This window comes from Chitinophaga skermanii (assembly GCF_003259335.1).
In the GTDB taxonomy this organism is placed as follows: domain Bacteria; phylum Bacteroidota; class Bacteroidia; order Chitinophagales; family Chitinophagaceae; genus Chitinophaga; species Chitinophaga skermanii.
Map to the genome: position 1 here is coordinate 335,214 of NZ_QLLL01000003.1, position 20,655 is coordinate 355,868.

18 protein-coding genes are annotated in these 20,655 nt (G+C 43.7%); 8 read left to right on the plus strand and 10 right to left on the minus strand.

Going from position 1 to position 20,655, the window contains the following annotated elements:
* Nucleotides 1–62: 62 nt before the first annotated feature.
* Nucleotides 63–1,955: a monovalent cation:proton antiporter-2 (CPA2) family protein gene (locus tag LX64_RS09085; RefSeq protein ID WP_111597325.1), complete on the minus strand. Its 1,893-nt coding sequence runs from the start codon at nt 1,953–1,955 to the stop codon at nt 63–65.
* 6 nt (nt 1,956–1,961) lie between these two features.
* Nucleotides 1,962–2,561, minus strand: a complete 600-nt coding sequence (kefF, locus tag LX64_RS09090; protein WP_111597326.1) for a glutathione-regulated potassium-efflux system oxidoreductase KefF — start codon at nt 2,559–2,561, stop codon at nt 1,962–1,964.
* A gap of 193 nt (nt 2,562–2,754) precedes the next feature.
* Here kefF and LX64_RS09095 point away from each other — a divergent pair, with 193 nt between their 5' ends.
* Nucleotides 2,755–3,294: a hypothetical protein gene (locus LX64_RS09095; RefSeq protein ID WP_111597327.1), complete on the plus strand. Its 540-nt coding sequence runs from the start codon at nt 2,755–2,757 to the stop codon at nt 3,292–3,294.
* Here LX64_RS09095 and LX64_RS09100 read toward each other — a convergent pair.
* Genes LX64_RS09100 through LX64_RS09115 form a run of 4 tightly spaced genes read right to left on the minus strand, consistent with a single transcriptional unit; the run spans nt 3,291 to nt 6,852 of the window.
* Nucleotides 3,291–3,887 (minus strand): HAD family hydrolase, encoded by a 597-nt coding sequence (locus tag LX64_RS09100; RefSeq protein WP_211324780.1) that lies wholly within the window; start codon nt 3,885–3,887, stop codon nt 3,291–3,293. The two genes, LX64_RS09095 and LX64_RS09100, sit on opposite strands and share 4 nt — an antisense overlap.
* Nucleotides 3,884–4,615, minus strand: a complete 732-nt coding sequence (locus LX64_RS09105) for an SDR family oxidoreductase (RefSeq protein ID WP_111597328.1) — start codon at nt 4,613–4,615, stop codon at nt 3,884–3,886. The genes LX64_RS09100 and LX64_RS09105 overlap by 4 nt, the downstream gene beginning before the upstream one ends.
* An 18-nt stretch (nt 4,616–4,633) precedes the next feature.
* Nucleotides 4,634–5,965 carry an FAD-binding oxidoreductase gene (locus LX64_RS09110; protein WP_111597329.1) on the minus strand — a complete coding sequence of 444 codons (1,332 nt, stop codon included), beginning with the start codon at nt 5,963–5,965 and terminating at the stop codon, nt 4,634–4,636.
* The gene (locus LX64_RS09115; protein ID WP_111597330.1) at nt 5,965–6,852 is read right to left on the minus strand and encodes a decaprenyl-phosphate phosphoribosyltransferase; all 888 of its coding nucleotides are present in this window, start codon (nt 6,850–6,852) and stop codon (nt 5,965–5,967) included. Before LX64_RS09115 ends, LX64_RS09110 begins: the two co-directional genes overlap by 1 nt.
* Nucleotides 6,853–7,140: 288 nt before the next feature.
* Between LX64_RS09115 and LX64_RS09120 the strand changes: the two genes are divergently transcribed.
* Nucleotides 7,141–8,778: a hypothetical protein gene (locus LX64_RS09120; protein WP_111597331.1), complete on the plus strand. Its 1,638-nt coding sequence runs from the start codon at nt 7,141–7,143 to the stop codon at nt 8,776–8,778.
* A 131-nt stretch (nt 8,779–8,909) separates the two neighbouring features.
* Nucleotides 8,910–9,800 carry an EamA family transporter gene (locus LX64_RS09125; RefSeq protein ID WP_211324781.1) on the plus strand — a complete coding sequence of 297 codons (891 nt, stop codon included), beginning with the start codon at nt 8,910–8,912 and terminating at the stop codon, nt 9,798–9,800.
* Nucleotides 9,801–10,004: 204 nt separating this feature from the next.
* Here the strand turns inward: LX64_RS09125 and LX64_RS09130 are convergent, their stop codons facing one another.
* Nucleotides 10,005–10,667 (minus strand): MgtC/SapB family protein, encoded by a 663-nt coding sequence (locus tag LX64_RS09130; RefSeq protein ID WP_211324782.1) that lies wholly within the window; start codon nt 10,665–10,667, stop codon nt 10,005–10,007.
* Nucleotides 10,668–10,709: 42 nt separating this feature from the next.
* Nucleotides 10,710–10,976, minus strand: a complete 267-nt coding sequence (locus LX64_RS09135) for a hypothetical protein (RefSeq protein WP_111597334.1) — start codon at nt 10,974–10,976, stop codon at nt 10,710–10,712.
* A gap of 133 nt (nt 10,977–11,109) precedes the next feature.
* On the opposite strand from LX64_RS09135, the gene LX64_RS09140 reads away from it, so the two are divergent.
* The 3 genes from LX64_RS09140 (at nt 11,110) to LX64_RS09150 (ending at nt 14,534) form a co-directional block, all read left to right on the plus strand.
* The gene (locus LX64_RS09140; RefSeq protein WP_111597335.1) at nt 11,110–12,039 is read left to right on the plus strand and encodes a phosphoribosylaminoimidazolesuccinocarboxamide synthase; all 930 of its coding nucleotides are present in this window, start codon (nt 11,110–11,112) and stop codon (nt 12,037–12,039) included.
* A 135-nt stretch (nt 12,040–12,174) separates the two neighbouring features.
* A complete protein-coding gene (locus LX64_RS09145; protein WP_111597336.1) occupies nt 12,175–13,971 on the plus strand; it encodes an ABC transporter ATP-binding protein in 1,797 nt (598 codons plus the stop codon).
* Nucleotides 13,972–14,129: 158 nt separating this feature from the next.
* The gene (locus LX64_RS09150; RefSeq protein WP_111597337.1) at nt 14,130–14,534 is read left to right on the plus strand and encodes a DUF3276 family protein; all 405 of its coding nucleotides are present in this window, start codon (nt 14,130–14,132) and stop codon (nt 14,532–14,534) included.
* A gap of 594 nt (nt 14,535–15,128) precedes the next feature.
* Here the strand turns inward: LX64_RS09150 and pgi are convergent.
* Nucleotides 15,129–16,778, minus strand: a complete 1,650-nt coding sequence (gene pgi / locus LX64_RS09160; RefSeq protein ID WP_111597339.1) for a glucose-6-phosphate isomerase — start codon at nt 16,776–16,778, stop codon at nt 15,129–15,131.
* Between the two features lie 56 nt (nt 16,779–16,834).
* A complete protein-coding gene (locus tag LX64_RS09165; protein WP_111597340.1) occupies nt 16,835–17,665 on the minus strand; it encodes a hypothetical protein in 831 nt (276 codons plus the stop codon).
* 100 nt (nt 17,666–17,765) lie between these two features.
* Between LX64_RS09165 and prfB the strand changes: the two genes are divergently transcribed.
* Both prfB and pruA read left to right on the plus strand, forming a co-directional pair.
* A protein-coding gene (gene prfB / locus LX64_RS09170) for a peptide chain release factor 2 (RefSeq protein ID WP_111597341.1) occupies nt 17,766–18,861 on the plus strand; the annotation gives its coding sequence in 2 pieces (ribosomal slippage) (nt 17,766–17,825 and nt 17,827–18,861; 1,095 coding nt in all).
* 134 nt (nt 18,862–18,995) lie between these two features.
* Entirely contained in the window at nt 18,996–20,624 is a 1,629-nt protein-coding gene (gene pruA, locus LX64_RS09175; RefSeq protein ID WP_111597342.1) for an L-glutamate gamma-semialdehyde dehydrogenase, read from the plus strand.
* The last annotated feature ends 31 nt before the right edge of the window (nt 20,625–20,655 follow it).

Sequence of the window (20,655 nt, forward strand, 5' to 3'; positions counted from 1 at the left end):
CGATTTGCTGCATTCAAGTGTTAATGGTAAGATGACGATTGAATGCAGCAAATATTGTACTGTTATTGGATGTTTTTTTCTTCCGGGTCGATCCGGGCTTCTTCGCGCATCGTTTCGGCTTCCCAACTGCTGTCGCCATCGCGCCAGCGGGCTACTTTGTCGATTTGGAGCTGTTTGGTCAGTTCTTCCATCCTGTCGCGGGCAGTACTAATGAACTGTTTGCGATCGTCGCGGCTGGCGCTGAAGCCTTTAATAGCTTGTTCGTCGTGCCGTAAGAAGGTTTGGGAGGAACGGTAGCTGGCATATGCGCGGAAGCCAAGGAGTTTCATGGCATCTACGCCCATGCGTAGGGAGGTGTCGAGGTATTCGCGGTAGATGCGTACAACGCCGAGGTCCATGAGTTCGAACGTATCGGTGAGGTCTTCCGAGCGTACGAGCATTTGCATATTGGGGTAGTGCTTTTTAACGAGTTTGACTACTTCTTGGGTTTGTTCGGGTGTATCCATGGCGATAATGATCAGCTTGGCGTTTTCGGCCCCGGCAGAAGCGAGCATGTCGTTGCGGGTAGCGTCGCCGTAGTAAACTTTGTATCCCATTTTTCGAAGTACTTCTACGCGGTCGCTGTCGTTATCGAGGATGGTACATTGGATACCGTTCGCTAAAAGAAAGCGGCCAGTAATGTTCCCGAAACGGCCGAAGCCTGCTATAATAACGGGGTGTTTCGTATCAATTTCATCGAATTCGCGTTCCTCTTGTTGGATGTTTTTGAGGAAGATGGGTTGAATACCTTTCTCGTAGAAGAGGAACACCAGTGGCGTTAAGGCCATGCTAAGTGCTACAACAGCCGTTAATATACTTACTGTATCGTTTGGCAAGATGGCGTTTTGGCGTGAATATGAAAGGAGTACGAAGGCGAATTCACCCACTTGGCAAAGTGCCAAAGCAAAGAGGAGATCTTGATCTTTACTTAACCTAAATATTTTACCACAAATGGTGAGTACCAAGGTCTTCAATAACATCACCCCGAACACCAATCCTATAATCAGCAATGGTTCCGCCCATATCAACTTAAAATCAATAGAAGCGCCAACCGCCATGAAGAACAACCCCAGCAGCAAACCTTTAAAGGGTTCTATATCACTTTCCAGTTCGTGGCGATATTCACTATTGGCTAATACAACGCCACCCAGGAATGATCCTAATGCTGGGCTCATGCCTACGAGTGTCATCAATACAATAATTGCAATCACCAATAAAAGGGCAGAAGCGGTAAAAAGTTCTCTTACCCGGGTGCGAGCTACAACGCTAAGCAATGGCCTTACTAGGTAACGCCCAGCGAAGATGATGGCTATTACAGCCCCTAGCACAACTAGTGTTTGCACCCAGCCGGGTTGGCCGCTAATGAGGGTATGACTCTCAGATTCGGTATGTACATCGCTGCTTGCTAGCAAGGGGAAAACCGCTAGCATGGGAATAACGGCGATATCTTGGAATAGGAGCACGGAAAAGCTACTTTGCCCGGCGGATAGCTCCATCCAACCTTTCTCTTTGAGTATTTGTAGTACAATCGCCGTAGAAGAAAGGGATAGGATCATACCTATTGCGAAGCTGGCTTTTAGGGGCAAACCCAAAAGGTATGCAGCGCCCGTAAAGGCGGCGGTTGTCAATAATACTTGAACGCCACCTAAACCTATAATCGGGATACGGAGCTTCCAGAGTAATTCGGGTTCTAATTCCATCCCGATCAAAAACAACATCATCACCACGCCATATTCTGCAAAGTGCATCACTTCCGAAGAGTTTTCGCCCATAATGCCCGTAACAGAAGGACCAATTACCACCCCGGCAATTAAATATCCTAATACAGCCCCTAAGCCTAGTTTTTTCGCGATGGGTACGCAAATAACGGCGGCGAGTAAATACACGAGGCATTGAAATAATAAACTATGTTCCATGGTCGATTAAGCTTGTGGTAATTGGATTAACTCCATCAAATTGGGTAATTGTGCCGCTTGTTGTAAGTCGAGCGGTTCATCGCGTAGGCGTTCCAACAAAGCGCGGTATTGCAAGGCTTTTTGTTGGATGGCGGTATCGTCTAATTTGTGTGCGCCGGTAATTGCCGCCGGTGGCAGGTAGTGCATATTGCAGAGCTTGGCGGTTTGTTCATAAGGCAACATGAATTGTTTCAAAGTATGTTGGTGGTGCCCTTCCAAGGTATATGCCGCTTCAGGCCCCCCGGTAGAAATGGCGCTCATAAGCCATTTCCCTCTTAACGCGGTACCTTTCATGCCATAGGCCCAACCATGCTCTAATACTAAATCGAGCCATTGTTTCAATAAGGCCGGCCCGCTGTACCAGTACATAGGATGTTGTAAAATGATGATATCGTGGGCCAGCAGCAAATCTTGTTCCCGCGGTATTTGAATATCAAAATTGGGATATAGTTCGTATAAATCGTGCAGTGTTACATGATCCATGTTTTTCACTGCCGACACCATTCGTTTGTGTACCCTAGATCGTTCTAAGGCTGGGTGTGCTAAGAGTATTAAAATTTTCGCCATAATGGGAGTTCAGTCGTGTAAATAACAAGTGCTTGCGTACGAGGGTTTAAGGAATATTGCACCTTTATACGCGTACGAAATACGGTTATATTTTTAACAGAGAATTATACAATTTGCGGAAATGATTCAACAACATTTATTACATTTACAGTAGCCTATCTGTGACCATAAACCTGTTAATTTAACCGTTGTTATGAACCAAATATTATCCTATCAATCTAAATCTTTCCAAGACAAGTTTACACTATTTAGTAATGGCCAACAAGTTGGAAATTTGTACAAATCGGAATGGTTGGGCAATCCCATCCACGGTTCACTGTACGGTCATAATTACCGTTTCCAGTCGCAAGGCATATTGAACTACAATATCAACGTGTTTGATGCCGACCAATTACACATGTTGGGCGTTGTACATACCGTGCAATGGCTTCGTTGGTTTCCAAAGGCAGAATTTGTTTTAAACAGTGGTACAAGGTATACTTTCAAGGTAAAAGGCTTCTATAATACCTGGGTATGGGAGAAAGATGGGGTGGAAGTGATGCGGAGTGCCGAGAACTATTTGTTATTCAAAAGAGAAGGCACTATCAGGGTAAGTGATCATACGAACCCCGACAATGCCTTGCTGGCTGCATTGGGTATCCATCTTAGAAATAAAATGAAGAATGCAGCGTTAATTCCTTCTATCGCCATCACGATATTAATGCTATCGTGGGTATTGAATGATATGTTTTAATTCCTGAAAGGTTTAAAAAAGCCTTCTTTCGCCAACGCTAGCATGGGCTTATCGCCACTTGTATCTCCATAAGCAAATACTTGCTCGTAGTTTGCTAAATCATACGCTGCACGTATACGGTTTACCTTCTCTGCTCCATTGCAATTCTCGCCCGCAATACGACCGGTAAATTTACCCTGTGCTACTTCTAGTTTCGTACCTATACATTGAATGCCCAGCGAATCGCACCACGGCTGTACCCAGTTTTCGGCCGAGGCTGTAACAACAACTACATCATGTCCTTCCGACAAATGTTTCGTAATAGCCGTAATCGCTTGTGGACGAATGTAATTGGGTAAAATATTCCTACAGAAATCCCGGCAAGTCATATTAAAATGGCGCTCGCTTGTTCCTCCTAAGAAGTAGGTCAACATTTTCTCCTTGCCTTTGGCAGCCGGTATCAACTTCAACTTTACGGCTACGAAAGTAGGCAGTAACGTGAAGAGTCCTTTCCAATAAGCTTGTTTACTACGTTGAAAACGAGCCATCTCGAATAAAGTATCTTTCGTGGTAATGGTACCATCGAAGTCGAAAAATGCAATACCTGGATTCACAATTTCAATTTTTTAAAGATGCCTTCAGGGATGTTACGGATAATGCACATGATGTAACGCCAGAACCACTTCACGAAAATCACGTTCTTCTTTTTGCTATAACCTTTGTAGATAGCATTGGCTACGTCGGCCGGTTGTGCAGTGAGTAATTTCGGGAGGTTCAAATGCTCGGTCATGCGGGTATACACAAATCCTGGTTGTACGCTCATTACATGCACGCCATCGTGGAACAAGCGGTTACGCAACCCTGATAGGTAAGCCGTAAAGCCGGCTTTTGCACTACCATAGGTATAATTACTTTGGCGACCGCGTTCGCCTGCAACCGAGCTAATGCCGATAATGGTACCGGCCTTCTTCGCCGCGTAATCATTGGCTACGATGTTCAAAATAGATACTGCACCGGTGTAATTGGTGGCAATAATTTTTGCTGTTTCTTGCCAGCTATTGTTAGCTGTTGCTTGTTCGCCGAGGTAACCAAATACGCTGATGGTTACATTGGGCTTTACAGGCAAGCTGTTATAAAAGCTTTCGTGGGTATCGTACGCCGTGGCATCGAATGTGTGCGCTGTGGCTGTAACGTTATAACGTATGTGAAGATCGCTGCACAGTGCTTCTAAAGGAGCTGTATTGCGGGCAGCGAGTTGTATATCGAATTTCTCTTGGGCGAATTTGCGGGCCAAGGCAACGGCCATATCAGAATTGGCGCCGAGTAATAGTAAAGTAGGCATGTACCTCGTGTATAAGGATTATTGATTTGTTAATTGAAGTCGATCCGATTGAATAGAGCTGAATTTGTGCGACGGGTTGAATTTATTCACCGTATCGGCAAATGTTTGCGCGTTGGGGTAGCTCTTCCAAAAGGTAGCTTGTTGCATGCGTGCGTCTTTCGACAAATAGAGCCTGCCACCATATTGTAATACAATTTCATCCAACTCATCCAAAAACTCGAACAAGCCATTGCGTACCGGGAAATCCAAGGCCAGCGTGTATCCTTCCATAGGGAAAGAAATCAACGAATCTTGCTGCCCAAATACTTTCAACACCGCTAAGAATGAACCCCAGCCTTTGTCGCTAATTCGTTTCAATATCGCGATGAGGCCATCTTTTTGTGCTAATGGTAATACGAATTGGTATTGTACAAAGCCTTTCTTACCATAACCACGGTTCCAATGCAAAATGGCATCGAGTGGATAGAAGAACGGTTCGTAGGGCACCACGTTATTGATTTCCTTACGGGTGTTTTTATTGTAGTACAACCAGTTGAAAGCCTTCACGGTGAAGTTATTCAAGATGAAGGAAGGGAGGTTGAAGGGAACGGTGAGTTTGGGTTTAGCTGGCAGTTGCAAAGGCGCTACGGCTTGCTTGGGGTTTAATTCATTTTTCGTAGCATGTTCTCCAACAATCAAAATACTTCTGCCAAAGCCATCACCTTTTTTCAAGCAATCAATCCAAGCCATGCTATACGTATAGTGTTTGTATTGCTCGAACAAAGCAATAACTTCATCTAGGTTCTTCGCCTTGATTTGCTTTTGCTTGATATATGCCGTTTCAATTTTCTTCAAGTTGAATTGCACGTTGGTAATTACACCGGTTAAACCCATACCGCCACTTGTTGCCCAGAATAAATCACTGTTTTCGGTAGGGGAACATCGTACTAAGCCTTGGGCTGTTAGTACTTCCATATACACGATATGATTCGAGAAGCAACCATCTACGTGGTGATTTTTGCCATGTACATCAGAAGCAATGGCACCACCTACGGTAATGAACTTGGTTCCGGGCGTAACGGGTAAAAACCAGCCTTTCGGCACTATAATGTCGAGGATTTGATCGAGTGTAATACCACTTTGGCATTCGAACACACCGTTGGTAATGTCGAAGGAAAGCACTTTATCGTACTTCAAAGTAGATACACTGTTTTGCGCCAAGGAAGCATCGCCGTAGCAACGGCCGTTTCCACGGGCAATAATGTTGTTGTGGGCGTTAACATACTGTTGCAATTGCTCTTCATTCGTGAAGGTGCATTCGTCACAGGTCAGCACAGGGTAATTACCCCAATTCGCTAGTTGTTTTTGCATTATCCAAAGAAACTTTTGTCAATAGGTAAATAAATAATTACATAAAAACTCAGTATCCAAAGGAGTATGGTTATTTGAATGAAGCGGTCTTTGTATAAGATGTTGGTAGGCGACCCCGTGTTGTTTTCCACGTAGGTGATTTGCAAATATCGCAATAATCCAGCAATAACAAAAATGCTTGTATAGTAGAGGCGCCAAGTACCGAAACGACCATTTGTTTCCGGCGCCATGGTGTACATAATATAAGCCACGATAATTACCGCCGCCGCAATGGCGAGCGATACGTTCATAAAATCCAAGTTGTAGCCTTTCACCGCCTTACGCATATCTTTCCCCGATTCAAGCTTAATCAACACATCATCCCGGCGCTTCGCAATTGCCATAAAGAGCGATAACAGGAACACCATCAACATCAACCATTCCGAAATAGTAATCACCGCCACAATGCCACCCGCTTTAACACGCAACACGAAACCAATGGATAGGATGATAATATCGAGAATGGAAATGTTCTTTAAACCGTAAGAGTAGGCGAGGTTCATCACGAAATAAAGGCCTAATACAAAGGCAAATTTTGTTTTCAACAGCAAGGCTATACCAAAACCGAGGGCAATACAGATCCCGAAAATCACCAAGGCGGCCGGTTTACTAACGGCACCCGATGCTAAAGGACGTTTACTTTTTTTGGGATGTAATTTATCCGCTTCAATATCACGGTAATCGTTAATGATATAAATACTGCTGGCGATCAAGCTAAAGGAAATAAAAGCTTGGATCAAGGAAACGATCTTGTCAATATGCGTGATTTCTCCTGCGAAGAACAGAGGGATAAATAAGAAGAGGTTTTTTGCCCAATGAGTTGGCCTTAATAGCTTTAAATATTGCACGGGGATAATAACATTAATGTGCCTGCAAGATACAACGAATATTAGAATATGCTAAGTTGAATTAGAAAAATGCTCATTAATGATGTATTAACTTTAATTAACGTATTAGGAAATAAGATATATAGTGATTATATAGATGTATACTATAACGAAGCATTTTATGTCATTCACCAAGTTAAATGATTACTTCACGTGGTGTATGGCTACCATGCCTTTCATATGAGATATAATCTTATTACTTTTGATTTTTTAATACTTGATTGTTTATAGATTAATAGTCCCCCAACTATGCCAGGATCTTTTACACAGCGTTACAAAGCTACCTTTCTTGAGTGCTTGATTATTATCGGCTTAGCGCTTGTTCCTTTATTTTTGACGTTCCCATACCGGGTAAACATTTTCTTATCGTACGAAGGTGCGTACCGTTTGTATTTGGGGCAAACCCCGTATAAAGACTTTGGCACCCCGCTGGGCTTTGGTTTCTGGTTAATGCCGGCATTATTCTTTAAGCTATTTGGTCCTTCGTTGATATCCTTGGTGAAGGCCCAAGTAGTGATGAACATAGCAGCAGGCTTTGCTTTCCGTTCTATATTGAAATCGTTGCAAGTGCAGCCGGGCATTAGGGTATTGTCGGTATTGGTATTTGCTTTATCCTATTCCTTCTTCAACTTCTGGCCATGGTATAACCATAGCGTTATTGTATATGAATTGATAGGTTTAGCGTTCTTGATGCGCTTCATCACGGCCTCGTTTAATCATTGGGTACGAGGGCTGCAATTATTAGCGGCGGCTTTCTTCTTGTTTTTATCCTTCTTTACAAAGCAAGATGGTGGCGGCTTAGGATTGTTGTTGGCGTTGGCCTTGTTGTTATATTATAGCATTATTGAAAAGAAGAAGTTCGACTTATTGATTTTCATAGGGTTCTATGCCTTAGTGGCTATAGCTTTCTTTTGGCCGTTTTCAAAATACGGGATTGGCTATTGGTTCAACCATGGCCAGGCCCCCCATAGCAGCCGTTTATCGGTGGTTGATTTTGCAGATGCCATCTTCGGGGAATCGCAATGGTTGAAATTTTACTTGGTGTTAATTATCGTATTGCTGATCCCGCAACTCAAGCAGTTCAAAGCGTTTTGGGAGAATAAGCAATTGGTGTTATTCACCTTACTTACGCTCGGTATTATTGCGGAAGCAGCATTGTTCCAAGTAACGAGTTATACGCCGCCCGACAATAACATTTTCTACCACAGCTTTGCATTTGCTTTTATCGTTAGCATGCTAAGTCAATATATCTCGTTCAACTTAAACGCCTTTAAACCTTTTGTACTCGGTGCTGCCATGGTATTACTATGGTGGTCGGGCACATATTGGAAATACATCGACCGTGTATTTGCTAAGTTCTTACCGGCGAATGAAATCCAGCACGTTAGCAAAACAGGCGAGAACGTGGTATCGAAGCACAACTTCATGATCAACTTAGACTCTACCGATGTGCCTACGAGCGAATGGATTTTTACAGACATCAAAGGCTTTGAAAAGATTTACATGCCGGCCTCTACCGTGCATGGTATGGAGCGATTGATTGCGAATGTGAAAACCAAGTTCCCTCAAGGCGCACCGAAGGTGTTGAACATGACAGAATTAACACCATTGGCATACGCTGTTCCATTTAACTTGGAAACCGGTAGTAACTACCCGTTATGGTATCACCTTGGGGTGGGGATGTTCAATAAACAGCTCGATATGTTTACAGCGAAAGTGCGTGCGAATGAGTATGATATCGTGTTGTATGAATACGCACCTACCTTGAATAACTTCTTCCCGTTTGCCTTAAGAACGGAGTTGGAAGCTACTTACCAAAAAGTGGATACCTTCCTTGCGCCGCGTAGACCTACGAATGCAACGATTGAAGTGTATATGAAGAAATAAGAAAACCGATTTTTCCCTATAGGCCCCTTGTCATTTATTTGCAAGGGGTTTTATTTTGCAGAAAAATTCTTGCACATTTGTAGCCCCATTTCGCGGCATAATCGCCGCTGGGAATTTCCGGTATGAAAACCATGTCTACATCGTCTAGCTCACCGTTACTTATTCCTGCATTATTAGCAGTGTATATTATTTGGGGTTCCACCTATCTTGGATTGAAGATTGCCACGATGGAGGTGCCGCCCTTTTTATTTTCTGCCTTCCGGTTTTTAACGGCGGGTAGTATTTTATTGGCGTTTGCCATTGGGAAAGAAAAGAAGTGGCCTACTTGGAAGGAAGTATGGATGGCTTCGATCGTTGGGATATGTTTAATTGGGATAGGGAACACCGTGGTGGCTTTTGCTGTGCATTATATGCCTAGCGGTATTGTTTCGCTTGTAGTGGCCGCGGCCCCGGCATGGTTTATATTGCTGGATTGGGGTTTCTTTAGTAAGAAGAAGCCTACTTGGTTAACTATTGCGGGGGTGTTGATTGGCTTCTTGGGGTTGTACCTTATTTTCGACCCGTTTAAAACGGATGCCGTACGCGATTACCCATTATGGCCGATTGGGATTATCATTTTCGGTTCAATCACCTGGGTAACCGGCTCTCTCTTATCGCCCCGTTTGCAATTACCTGCGCAAATGACGGCGACTTCCATTCAAATGATTGCAGGCGGTATATTCTCCTTTATCGCCAGCCTCATACTCGAACCCAACTGGCCAAGTTTCGGCGACCTTACCATTCGTACATACGAAGCTTTCGCATACCTCGTAATTTTCGGTTCTCTTATAGGCTATTCCTCTTATTCTTGGTTAGTGAACAACGCACCGCCTAGGATTACAGCAACTTACGCTTATGTAAACCCGGTGGTTGCACTGTTCCTTGGCTTTTGGATTGCGAATGAGCACCTGTCACCCGAAGTACTAAAAGGCTCGGCCGTTGTAATTGCCGGGGTTGTATTAATGACTTTACGGAAGAAGTAGCATTTGCTAAAGCATTGCTATAGCGTGTGTTAGAGGGCTAAAATAGCTGAAACCCTTGCTGCTATTGAGTGAGGATAGGCTAAAGATAGGCTTTAGATAGGGTCGAGATAGGCAATAGATAGGGTAAAGATAGGCTAGGGATAGGCTAAGGATAGGGTGGGGATAGGCTTTACAGCTATTTACATATATCGTCTGTATTATATACTAAGCATTGGATTGCACCGTAAATGACTGGATCGTTTTTAGGCGTAACAATATTTGGTTCATAGCTAACATATTTTCTTTGGAGCCGGTAACTTCGTATTTATCTTCCACTACATCGTCTTTACGGAAAGCAACGATTTTCTTAAACTGGAGGCGGTGCGACTTGAACACCTCTTCAATAATACCTTCATTACATTCCTCCATCTTGTACAGCAAGGTATAATACTTCCGGTCGCGGATACGGGCAATCCAAATCTCCACATAGCTTAATAAAGTAAGCGCTAACAAAGCGAGGGCCAATGTTACACCTGCCAACCAAAAACGGTCCATCCCAATGGCCATACCCAATGCCGCCGCAATCCAAATGGTAGTAGCAGTAGTAATCCCATCAATCGAGAATTCACCCTTAAAGATTACACCCGCACCAATAAAACCCACGCCTGTTAGGATATTCGACGCTACACGGTCCATACTATTAGGGTGACCAATTTGCATGCTCAAAATCGTAAATAGGGTAGAGCCTACGCACAGCAAAGTAATGGTACGAATACCCGCCGCCTTGCGGCGCATTTCCCGTTCAAATCCTAGTGCTGAACCAATAACAATGGAAACGAGGATTTTATAAACGGCTTCCATGAACTCTGGGTCTTGTATAAGCGTCATTTTATATGTTTAAGGGTTTCGTGTAGTCTTTTGCGTTAGGTCTTATACCCGGCAGCTGCTTTCTTCTGCCGGTGGCAGGGGAATGTTATTCACACTTACCAAGGCATCTAAACGAATCTTTTCGCCGGATGTTAACTGCATGTATTCCACTTTTTCAACGATGAACAGGTCCTGTATGATTCCGGCTATTTCAACGGGGTTGCCCTGCTCGTTCGTATATAATATGTTACAATGTGTTTGCAAAGTAGCCCATGCTTCCAGCCGATCGTAGTAATTACAATCGATGGGGATGTAGGTATTTTTCAACATATTCTAAGTTTCACTTGTAAAATTAACTTAACCTGGCCTATTTTTGCACGACAGTTTGAGGAGGCAACCATGTGAGGTTCAACAGTTGTGTATCCTTCTACTGCCATTAAATTAATAAAAGAACACGAAATACATGTCTGATTCTACTTTACAATTTCCCGGCCAAACAGGTTTTTACAAGGGAAAAGTGCGCGACGTATACTCTATTGAAGATAAATGGTTAGTGATGGTGGTGAGCAACCGTATTTCTGCGTTCGACGTGGTTTTACCTCGCCCTATTCCTTATAAAGGTCAAGTGTTGAACCAAATTGCGGAAATTATGCTCGAGGCAACGAAAGATATCGTGCCTAACTGGGTGAAAGCAGTGCCAACGCCTAATGCTACTGTGGGTATCAAATGCGAAACTTTCCCGGTTGAGATGGTGGTGCGCGGTAACCTTACCGGTCATGCTTGGAGAACGTACAAAAGCGGTTTACGCACTTTGTGCGGCGTTACTTTGCCAGAAGGTTTGAAAGAAAACGATTTTTTCCCAACGCCTATCATTACCCCTACCACGAAAGCACATGAAGGGCACGACGTAGATATCAGCCGCGAAGAAATTATCGCCCAAGGTATTGTTAGCAAAGAAGAATACGAACAATTAGAAAAATATACGTTAGCGATTTTCGAACGTGGTCGCCAATTGGCGGCTGAACGTGGTTTGATCCTCGTAGATACGAAATACGAATTCGGTAAAGTAGATGGTAAAATCATCGTCATCGACGAGATTCATACACCAGATTCTAGCCGTTACTTCTATGCAGAAGGTTTCGAAGAGAAACAAAAAGCCGGCGAGCAACAGAAACAATTGTCGAAAGAGTTCGTGCGCGAATGGTTAATGGAGAATGGTTTCCAAGGTAAAGACGGTCAGCAAGTACCGGTAATGACCGACGAGTTTGTAACCAGCGTAAGCGAGCGTTACATCGAGTTATTCGAGAAAATTACGGGTCGTACATTCGTGAAAGAAGACGTGAGTGAGGAAGAAGCGAAAGCGAAAATAGTGGCTACATTACAGGCATTGTAATACCACGGAACAACGATATAAAACACGGGGAGCGGGATAAACACCGCTCCCCGTTTCTTTTTGCACATATGTGTAAAAATGAACACGTTGCCAAGTTTTTACCCTTACATTTGTAGCGTATAAATTTTTAGCCCGTTGAAACATCTCGCATCGCTTAATAAATATTTCGTGCGCTATAAATGGCGCTTCCTGCTTGGATTATTGTTTACAGCCGTTTCCATCGTGTTCAGTATTTTTCAACCTATTATGGTGAGGCAGATATTTGACTTGTTGGAGCAGAATTTAGACAGCTATCACCTGATCGACCATACGAGTTTAAAAACAGCATTTAGAGGCCATTTTTCGGCTGTATTAGCGTTTTACGGGGTTACGATCTTATTGTTGGCGTTGCTGAGCGGGTTTTTCATGTTCTTACAACGGCAAACGTTGATTGTGATGAGTAGGCATATCGAGTACGATTTGAAGAACGAGATATACGAGCATTATCAAAAACTGCACTTAGGGTTTTACAAAATGAACCGTACGGGCGATTTGATGAGTAGGATAACGGAAGATGTGAGCCGCGTGAGAATGTATGTTGGCCCGGCTGTGATGTATGCTACGAGAACGATCATTATGATGGTGATTATTTTATGGTTGATGATGAATGTAAACGCGGAATTAACCTTGTATACGCTTTCACCATTACCCTTCCTAGCCCTCACGATTTATTACGTGAACCGTATCATCCACAAAAAGAGCGAGAAAATTCAAGCCCAACTCTCTAACATTACCAGCATTTCCCAAGAGTCGTACAGTGGCATTAGGGTGATTAAATCATACATCCAAGAAGATGCCAGCGCTAAGCACTTCGAAGATGCCAGTGAAGAGTATAAGCAATCTAGCATCAGCTTAGCGAAAACGGATGCGCTTTATCAACCTGCCATGATGTTGATGATTGGGTTGAGCGTGATTATTACCATCTTCATTGGTGGTATGCAGGTAATCAAAGGGAACATTACAGTGGGTAACCTTGCCGAGTTCGTGATATATGTAAACATGCTCACCTTCCCGTTCTTTTCGATTGGTTGGGTGGCTTCTATGATACAAAGGGCCGCAGCTTCGCAACAGCGCATCAACGAGTTTTTGGATGTACAACCCGAAATCCAAGATGCACCGAATGCACAAGATGTGGATATTAAAGGTCATGTTCGCTTTGAAGATGTACGCTTTATGTACACCCATACAGGTATTACCGCTTTGAATGACTTCAACCTAGAAATCAAACCAGGCGAAAAGGTGGCGATTATTGGTCGTACCGGTTCGGGTAAAACCACGTTGGCCCAGCTTTTGATCCGTATGTTCGACCCTCAACAAGGGCGCATTACCATCGATGGGATCGATATTAAGCAGATCCCGCTACACAGTTTACGCACCCAAATCAGCTATGTGCCACAAGATGTGTTCCTGTTCTCGGATACGATTACTAACAACATACGCTTCAGTACACCATCTGCAGAACAAGAAACGGTGCAGTTAGCAGCAAGGCAAGCATCCGTAGAAAAAGACATATTACAGTTCCCGGCAGGCTTTGAAACCGAGATAGGAGAGCGTGGCGTAACCTTGAGTGGTGGCCAAAAACAGCGTATCTCTATTGCCCGGGGCCTGTTGAAAAATCCTAATTTATTGGTGTTCGACGATTGTCTTTCTGCCGTAGATGCCCGCACTGAAAAGGAGATCATTGGTAACCTGTACGCCTACTTGCAACACAAAACGGCGATCATCATCACGCACCGCATCTTTGCCCTGTTTTCGTTCGATAAAATCATCGTATTGGATGAAGGGAAGATCATTGAACAAGGCACACACAACGAGCTTTTAGCCAATAATGGTTATTACGCGGAATTATATCAGCGCCAACAAAAAAATGAGCAAGAAAGTATAAGTGAGTAAGATTCATAGGTTTGTAAACGGCTATCAGCCTGCATTTGAGCCAATTTCTAATTTGTTTTCAAAATCATTTAAAAATATTTTGATATTTGTAAAACAATAGTATATTTGTTGCTTATTGAAAACAGGATTTGATTCGTTAACACTTAAATCTATCAACTGTGGCGTACGAAAACAACAATCAACAGGAAAGAAACAACGACAGCATCTTTTCTAAACGATTGAAAGCGGGTAAAAGAAGAACTTATTTCTTTGATGTAAAAACCACTCGTGGCAATGATTACTTTCTTACCATCACAGAAAGTAAAAAACGTTTCAACGATAATGGTTATGACAGGCACAAAGTATTCTTGTACAAAGAAGACTTTAACAAGTTCCTCAACGCATTAACAGAAACCATCAATTACGTGAAGACGGAATTGATGCCCGACTTCGACTTTGATGCTTACAACCACGATTACTCAAGAGATGAGGAGCAAGATGAAGTAGGGTTTGAAGCAACTGCAGCTTCTACCGAAGAAGCTACTGCCCCTGCGACTTCTAGCGATGATGTAGACAAGTGGTAAGAAATTCTCTTTAAAAATATTCGGTACCCCTCGATTTTTCGAGGGGTTTTTTTATGCCTGGTGAAGTCGAAGGCAAGGGGGGGGACCTCCGGTAGGAGGGTATAAATCTTATTTATCAAATATTGATAGGTCAATAAATCTTTGTTTGGGCGGCGGGTTAGTTTTTTTAGGAATGATCCTATTTGTTACTTTCTTTGCTTCTCCAAAGAAAGTAACCAAAGAAAGGAGGACAAACGGCGAAAGACTGCGTCGCCGTTTGATCGGGATGTCGATGGGGCTTTGGTGCTACTGTGGTGAAGGACGTGGGGGCTTTGGGGGGCGTGTTTTGTTGAAGGGGTTGCTTGTGTAAAACCATGAGGAGCGAAGTTTCTAGTGGTTTTGAAGGTGTGGCTTTTGCGTGGTGGGGTGGAAGAGGTTGAATGGGGTGTTGGTTGTTGGGGCAAAGCTTTTAGGGCCAAGGGGGCTTTGGTTTTGAAGGTGAGGTGTAGGTGTGGTTGGAGGTGGGCGAATTTTATTGGGTTATTTGTTTTGGGAATAAGAAAGGCTGCTCGGTGAGCAGCCTTTCTTATAATATTGATATATCAACGATTATAATTAACGCATTGATTTGTAGGCGTTGATTAGGCCGTTGGTAGAGGAGTCGTGGCTAGTTACGGTTGACTCGTTGGTAAGTTCTGGTAGGATCTTATTGGCGAGTTGTTTGCCGAGTTCTACGCCCCATTGGTCGAAGCTATAGATGTTCCAGATAACTCCTTGTACGAATATTTTGTGTTCGTAGAGGGCTACTAGGGAGCCGAGGGTGCGAGGGGTGATTTCTTTTACTAGGAAAGAGTTCGTGGGGCGGTTGCCGCCGAATACTTTGAAAGGAACCAATTTTTCGATCTCAGCTGCTGGAGTGTTTGATTTTTCTAGTTCGGCTTTGGCTTCTTCGGCGGTTTTGCCGTTCATGAGGGCTTCCGTTTGGGCGAAGAAGTTAGAGAGCAATTTAGGGTGGTGATCGCCGATTGGGTTGTGACTGATAGCAGGGGCGATGAAGTCGCATGGGATCAGCCTGGTGCCTTGGTGGATCAGTTGGTAGAAGGCATGTTGGCCGTTTGTACCTGGTTCACCCCATACTACTAGGCCGGTTTCGTAGGTAACGGGTTTGCCGTCGCGGCCTACGTATTTACCATTGCTTTCCATGTTGCCTTGTTGGAAGTAGGCAGCAAAGCGGTGCATGTATTGGTCGTATGGGAGAATGGCTTCGGTGTGTGCATCGAAGAAGTTGCCGTACCATAATCCCAATAAAGCCATGATTAAAGGAATGTTCTTGTCTGCTGCTGCCGAGGTGAAGTGTTGGTCGGTGGCATGCGCGCCCTCTAAGAGTTGTACAAAGTTATCATATCCAATGGTGAGGGCGATAGATAAACCGATTGCGCTCCACAAGGAGTAACGACCGCCTACCCAATCCCAAAACTCGAACATGTTCGCTGGGTCGATGCCGAATTCTTTAACGGCTTTCTCGTTTGTGGATAACGCGGCGAAGTGTTTGGCTACGTGTGCCTCATCTTTCGCTGTTTCCAAGAACCAATTACGAGCAGTGTGCGCGTTGGTCATGGTTTCTTGGGTGGTGAAGGTTTTAGAAGCAATAAGGAACAAGGTTTCTGCCGGTGTTACTTTCTTCAATGTTTCGGCAATGTGTGTGCCATCTACGTTTGAAACGAAGTAGGTTTCAATGCCTTCTACCCAGTAAGGTTTCAAGGCTTCGGTTACCATTACCGGGCCCAAGTCGGAACCACCGATACCGATGTTTACGATATACTTGATTTTTTTACCGGTATAACCTTTCCATTCGCCACTGTGGATGCGTTTGCAACAGTCTTCCATTTTAGCTAAAACGGCGTTTACTGCTGGCATTACGTCTTCTCCATCGAGTATAATAGGCGCGTTTGAACGGTTGCGTAAAGCAATGTGCAATACAGCGCGGTTTTCTGTTGCGTTGATTTTTTCAGCACCAAACATGGCTTTAATGGCTGCAGGTACGCCCGACTCTTCGGCTAATTGCTGCAATAATTCCAATGTTTTCGGTGTGAAGAGATTCTTAGAGTAGTCGAATAAAATTTGCTCGAACTGGATATGGTGCTTAGCGAAACGGTCAGCATCTTGAGCGAAAAGTTCGCGGAGGTGCGTTTTACGCATCTCGTCGGCATGTTGGCCAAGTGCTTGCCAAGCTTTCGTATGAGTAGGATTCGTCGTTGGGAACATAATATATGATAATATTAAATGCGGTCAAAAATAAGGTTATTAACCTTTGAAAGTATCTAAATTTTGTCAGAAATATTGTTAGGCTGGTTTTTCTTTGCGTTAAATCGAATAATGATGGCTAAGAAAAGAATCAGTACACAAATCACACACACTGCAAATATGGCAAAGCTACCGCCATCTTTTTCAGGGTACCGCTTCATCATAATGCCATAAATGGCCCAAATGGCTACTAAGGCATGTATGAAGTTATTGCGGTAAATGATCATCATGATGGCCGCAGCAGTACCTATTAGAATCATGGCAATAGCCCAAATGGCAGGGGCCATACCGGTACATTCAAATCCCATGGCTACTAATAACACCGTTATATTCGCAAGGGTTGCAATGCTGATCCATCCTAAGTAAATACTAAAGGGCACTTGTACAAACCAAAATTCCCGCTTATTGGTAACCGGCATGGCTATACGAAAGTTGCGGTGAATCTTCAATAACGAATACAATACCACCAACATCAATAATAACGATAAAGGAATTACCCTGTAATGCCAGGCGAAGATCCAACCGGTATTACCAATGCAATTCAGCAGGAACCAGCTACGCATGCGCATCATGAAAGATTGTAGTTCGTCGTTATGATGAGGTGAAAATGCTAACCAAAGTTGGTAAACCATGCAGGCTAATAGGCCCAGGTATATGACCGACCAAATACTGAAAGTGAAGCCTGCCGGGGTGAATAGGTTAGGATACATGTCGGAAATTTCGCCGGTATTATGGCCGTTGATATAGACGGTATTAGCCATGGCGTTCACGGCGATAATAACTACATACCCGATGAGATTAAAGACTGCTTGCTGCCGCGCGTGCGGTAAACTATAATGATGGATCATGCCAGTAAATAACAACACTATACAAATATTGTTCCTTTTTAAACACTTGGTGTTCACCTGTTTTATCCTCTCCTCAAAAATGCTTAACTTTGCGCCCACTATGACAGCAGAACAACTTAAAGCTATGAGGGACCGTTTACATGTCCTGGGAGGTTTTCTTTGACATCCGAGACCGCATAGATAAAATCGAAAATGACAAACAATTAACCCTAGCACCAGGCTTTTGGGATGACAATGCGAGAGCAACCGGCATTTTGAAAGAGATTAAGGTGAATAAGTTTTGGGTAGAACTCTACGAACAAGTACAAACAGCCATCGAGGACAGTAGCGTTTTAAATGATTTTTTCAGGGAAGGCGAGGCCACGGAAGCGGAAGTAAACGACGCTTATGCAAAGGCATTAGTTGCTTTGGAAGAATTGGAGTTTAAATCGACCTTGAACCAACCGGAAGATGAGATGCCGGCCGTGTTAACCATTAACTCGGGCGCAGGTGGAACAGAAAGCCAGGATTGGGCGGAAATGTTACTTAGGATGTACCGCATGTACGGTGAAAAGCAAGGTTGGAAAGTAAGTGAATTGGATGTACAGTATGGCGATGGCGCGGGGATTAAATCCGCTTCGCTGGAATTTGATGGTGATTTTGCGTATGGCCTGTTAAAAGGAGAAAGTGGTGTACACCGCTTGGTACGTATCTCGCCTTTTGATTCAAACGCCCGCAGGCATACCTCTTTTGCTTCGATCTTTGTTTACCCGCTTGTAGATGATACGATAGAAATCAACGTGAACCCGGCGGAATTGGAATGGGAATTCTACCGTTCGGGCGGTAAAGGTGGACAGAACGTAAACAAGGTAGAAACCGCTGTTCGTTTAAAACACATACCATCGGGGATCATCATTGAATGTCAGCAAGCCCGTACCCAAGGAGAAAACCGCGAGAAAGCATTAACCATGTTGAAGTCGCGATTGTACGAGGAAGAGATTAGGAAGCGTGAAGAGTTGAAGAATGCAACCAACGCCAATAAGCGTAAGATAGAATGGGGTTCCCAGATCCGCTCTTATGTATTCCATCCTTACAAAATGATTAAAGATCACCGTACCGATTTCGAGGTAGGTAACGTACAACCAGTAATGGACGGTGAATTGGAAGGCTTTATCAAGGCGTACTTGATGATGCAGAAGGAAGATGAGCAAGACTAGGACTGCTGCATTCAATACAACAAAATCAAACCTAAAACCAACCATTCTTACCCTGTAAAGGTTATAAGGATTGTTATTTTAGGCATTCGAAGGAAACAACATTATTTATACATCATACCAAACAATTTTTAGCCATGCATAACGCTTATTTTCAGTTTGCGCACCCGGTGAACGAACCTGTGCTGAATTATGCACCAGGTTCTGCAGAAAAAGTAGCCTTGAAAAAACAATTGGCCGCTTTTAAAGCTGTTGAAATGGATATCCCAATGTACATCAACGGTCAAGAAGTTCGTACAGGTAAAACTGTAGACATTCGTCCGCCACATGAACACAAACACAAATTGGGTCATTTCCACCAAGGTGATGCAAGCCATGTTACCCAAGCGATCAACGCAGCTTTGGCTGCTCGTGAAGAATGGGCCAATACTACTTGGGAACAACGTGCCGGTATTTTCTTACGTGCCGCGGAATTAATGGCTACAAAGTACCGCGCACATATGAACGCTGCTACCATGCTCGGTCAAAGTAAAAATGCTTACCAAGCTGAGATCGATAGCGCTTGCGAAATCATCGATTTCTTACGTTACAACGTTCACTTCTTAGGAGAAATCTACAAACAACAACCATACAGCCCACAAGGCATCCACAATAGGGTAGAATACCGTCCACTCGAAGGTTTCGTAGTGGCTGTTACACCTTTCAACTTCACAGCTATTGCCGGTAACTTACCTACTTCTGCTGCTATGTGCGGTAACGTAGTTGTTTGGAAGCCAGCTAACACGCAAGTGTACTCTGCGAACGTAATCATGAAGATTTTGATCGAAGCAGGTTTACCTGCAGGTGTGATCAACTTGGTATATGCTGATGGTCCAACCATCGGTGACATCAGCTTCTCTCACCCCGATTTCGCTGGTATTCACTTCACAGGTTCTACCGGTGTATTCCAAACCATGTGGAAAACAATTGGTAGCAATATCAATAAGTACAAAACATACCCACGTATTGTAGGTGAAACTGGTGGTAAAGATTTCGTGATCGCTCACAAATCTGCTGATCCAGCAGTGGTAGCTACAGCTTTAGCACGTGGTGCTTTCGAATACCAAGGCCAGAAATGTTCGGCCGCTTCCCGCGCTTACATTCCTAGCAATATCGCCGAAGAAGTGAAGAAAATCTTGGTTGAACAAGTATCTTCTTTCAAAATCGGTACTACGGAAGATTTCACCAACTTCATCAACGCTGTTATCGACGAGAAATCGTTCAACAAAATCGCGCAATATATCGACAACGCTAAGAAAGATGGTCAAAACATCTGGGTAGGCGGTACATACGATAAATCTGAAGGTTACTTCATTCACCCAACTGTTATCGAAACAAAAGATCCTAAGTACGTTACGATGTGCGAAGAAATCTTTGGCCCAGTATTGTCATTGTATGTATACGATGCTGAGAAATTCGAAGAAACATTGGCTTTGGTGGATAGTACTTCTGAATACGCTTTAACCGGTTCTATCATTTCTACAGATCGTTACGCGATTGATTTAGCCACTAAACGCTTAACAAACGCAGCGGGTAACTTCTACATCAATGATAAACCAACAGGCGCAGTAGTAGGTCAACAACCTTTTGGTGGTGCACGTGCTTCTGGTACGAATGATAAAGCAGGTTCTATGTTGAATTTGTACCGTTGGTTAAGTGCTCGTACAATTAAGGAAACTATGGTGCCGCCGACGGATTACCGTTATCCTTTCTTGCAGGAAGCTTAGTATAATATTATTCTTTTCATAAAGGCTGTTT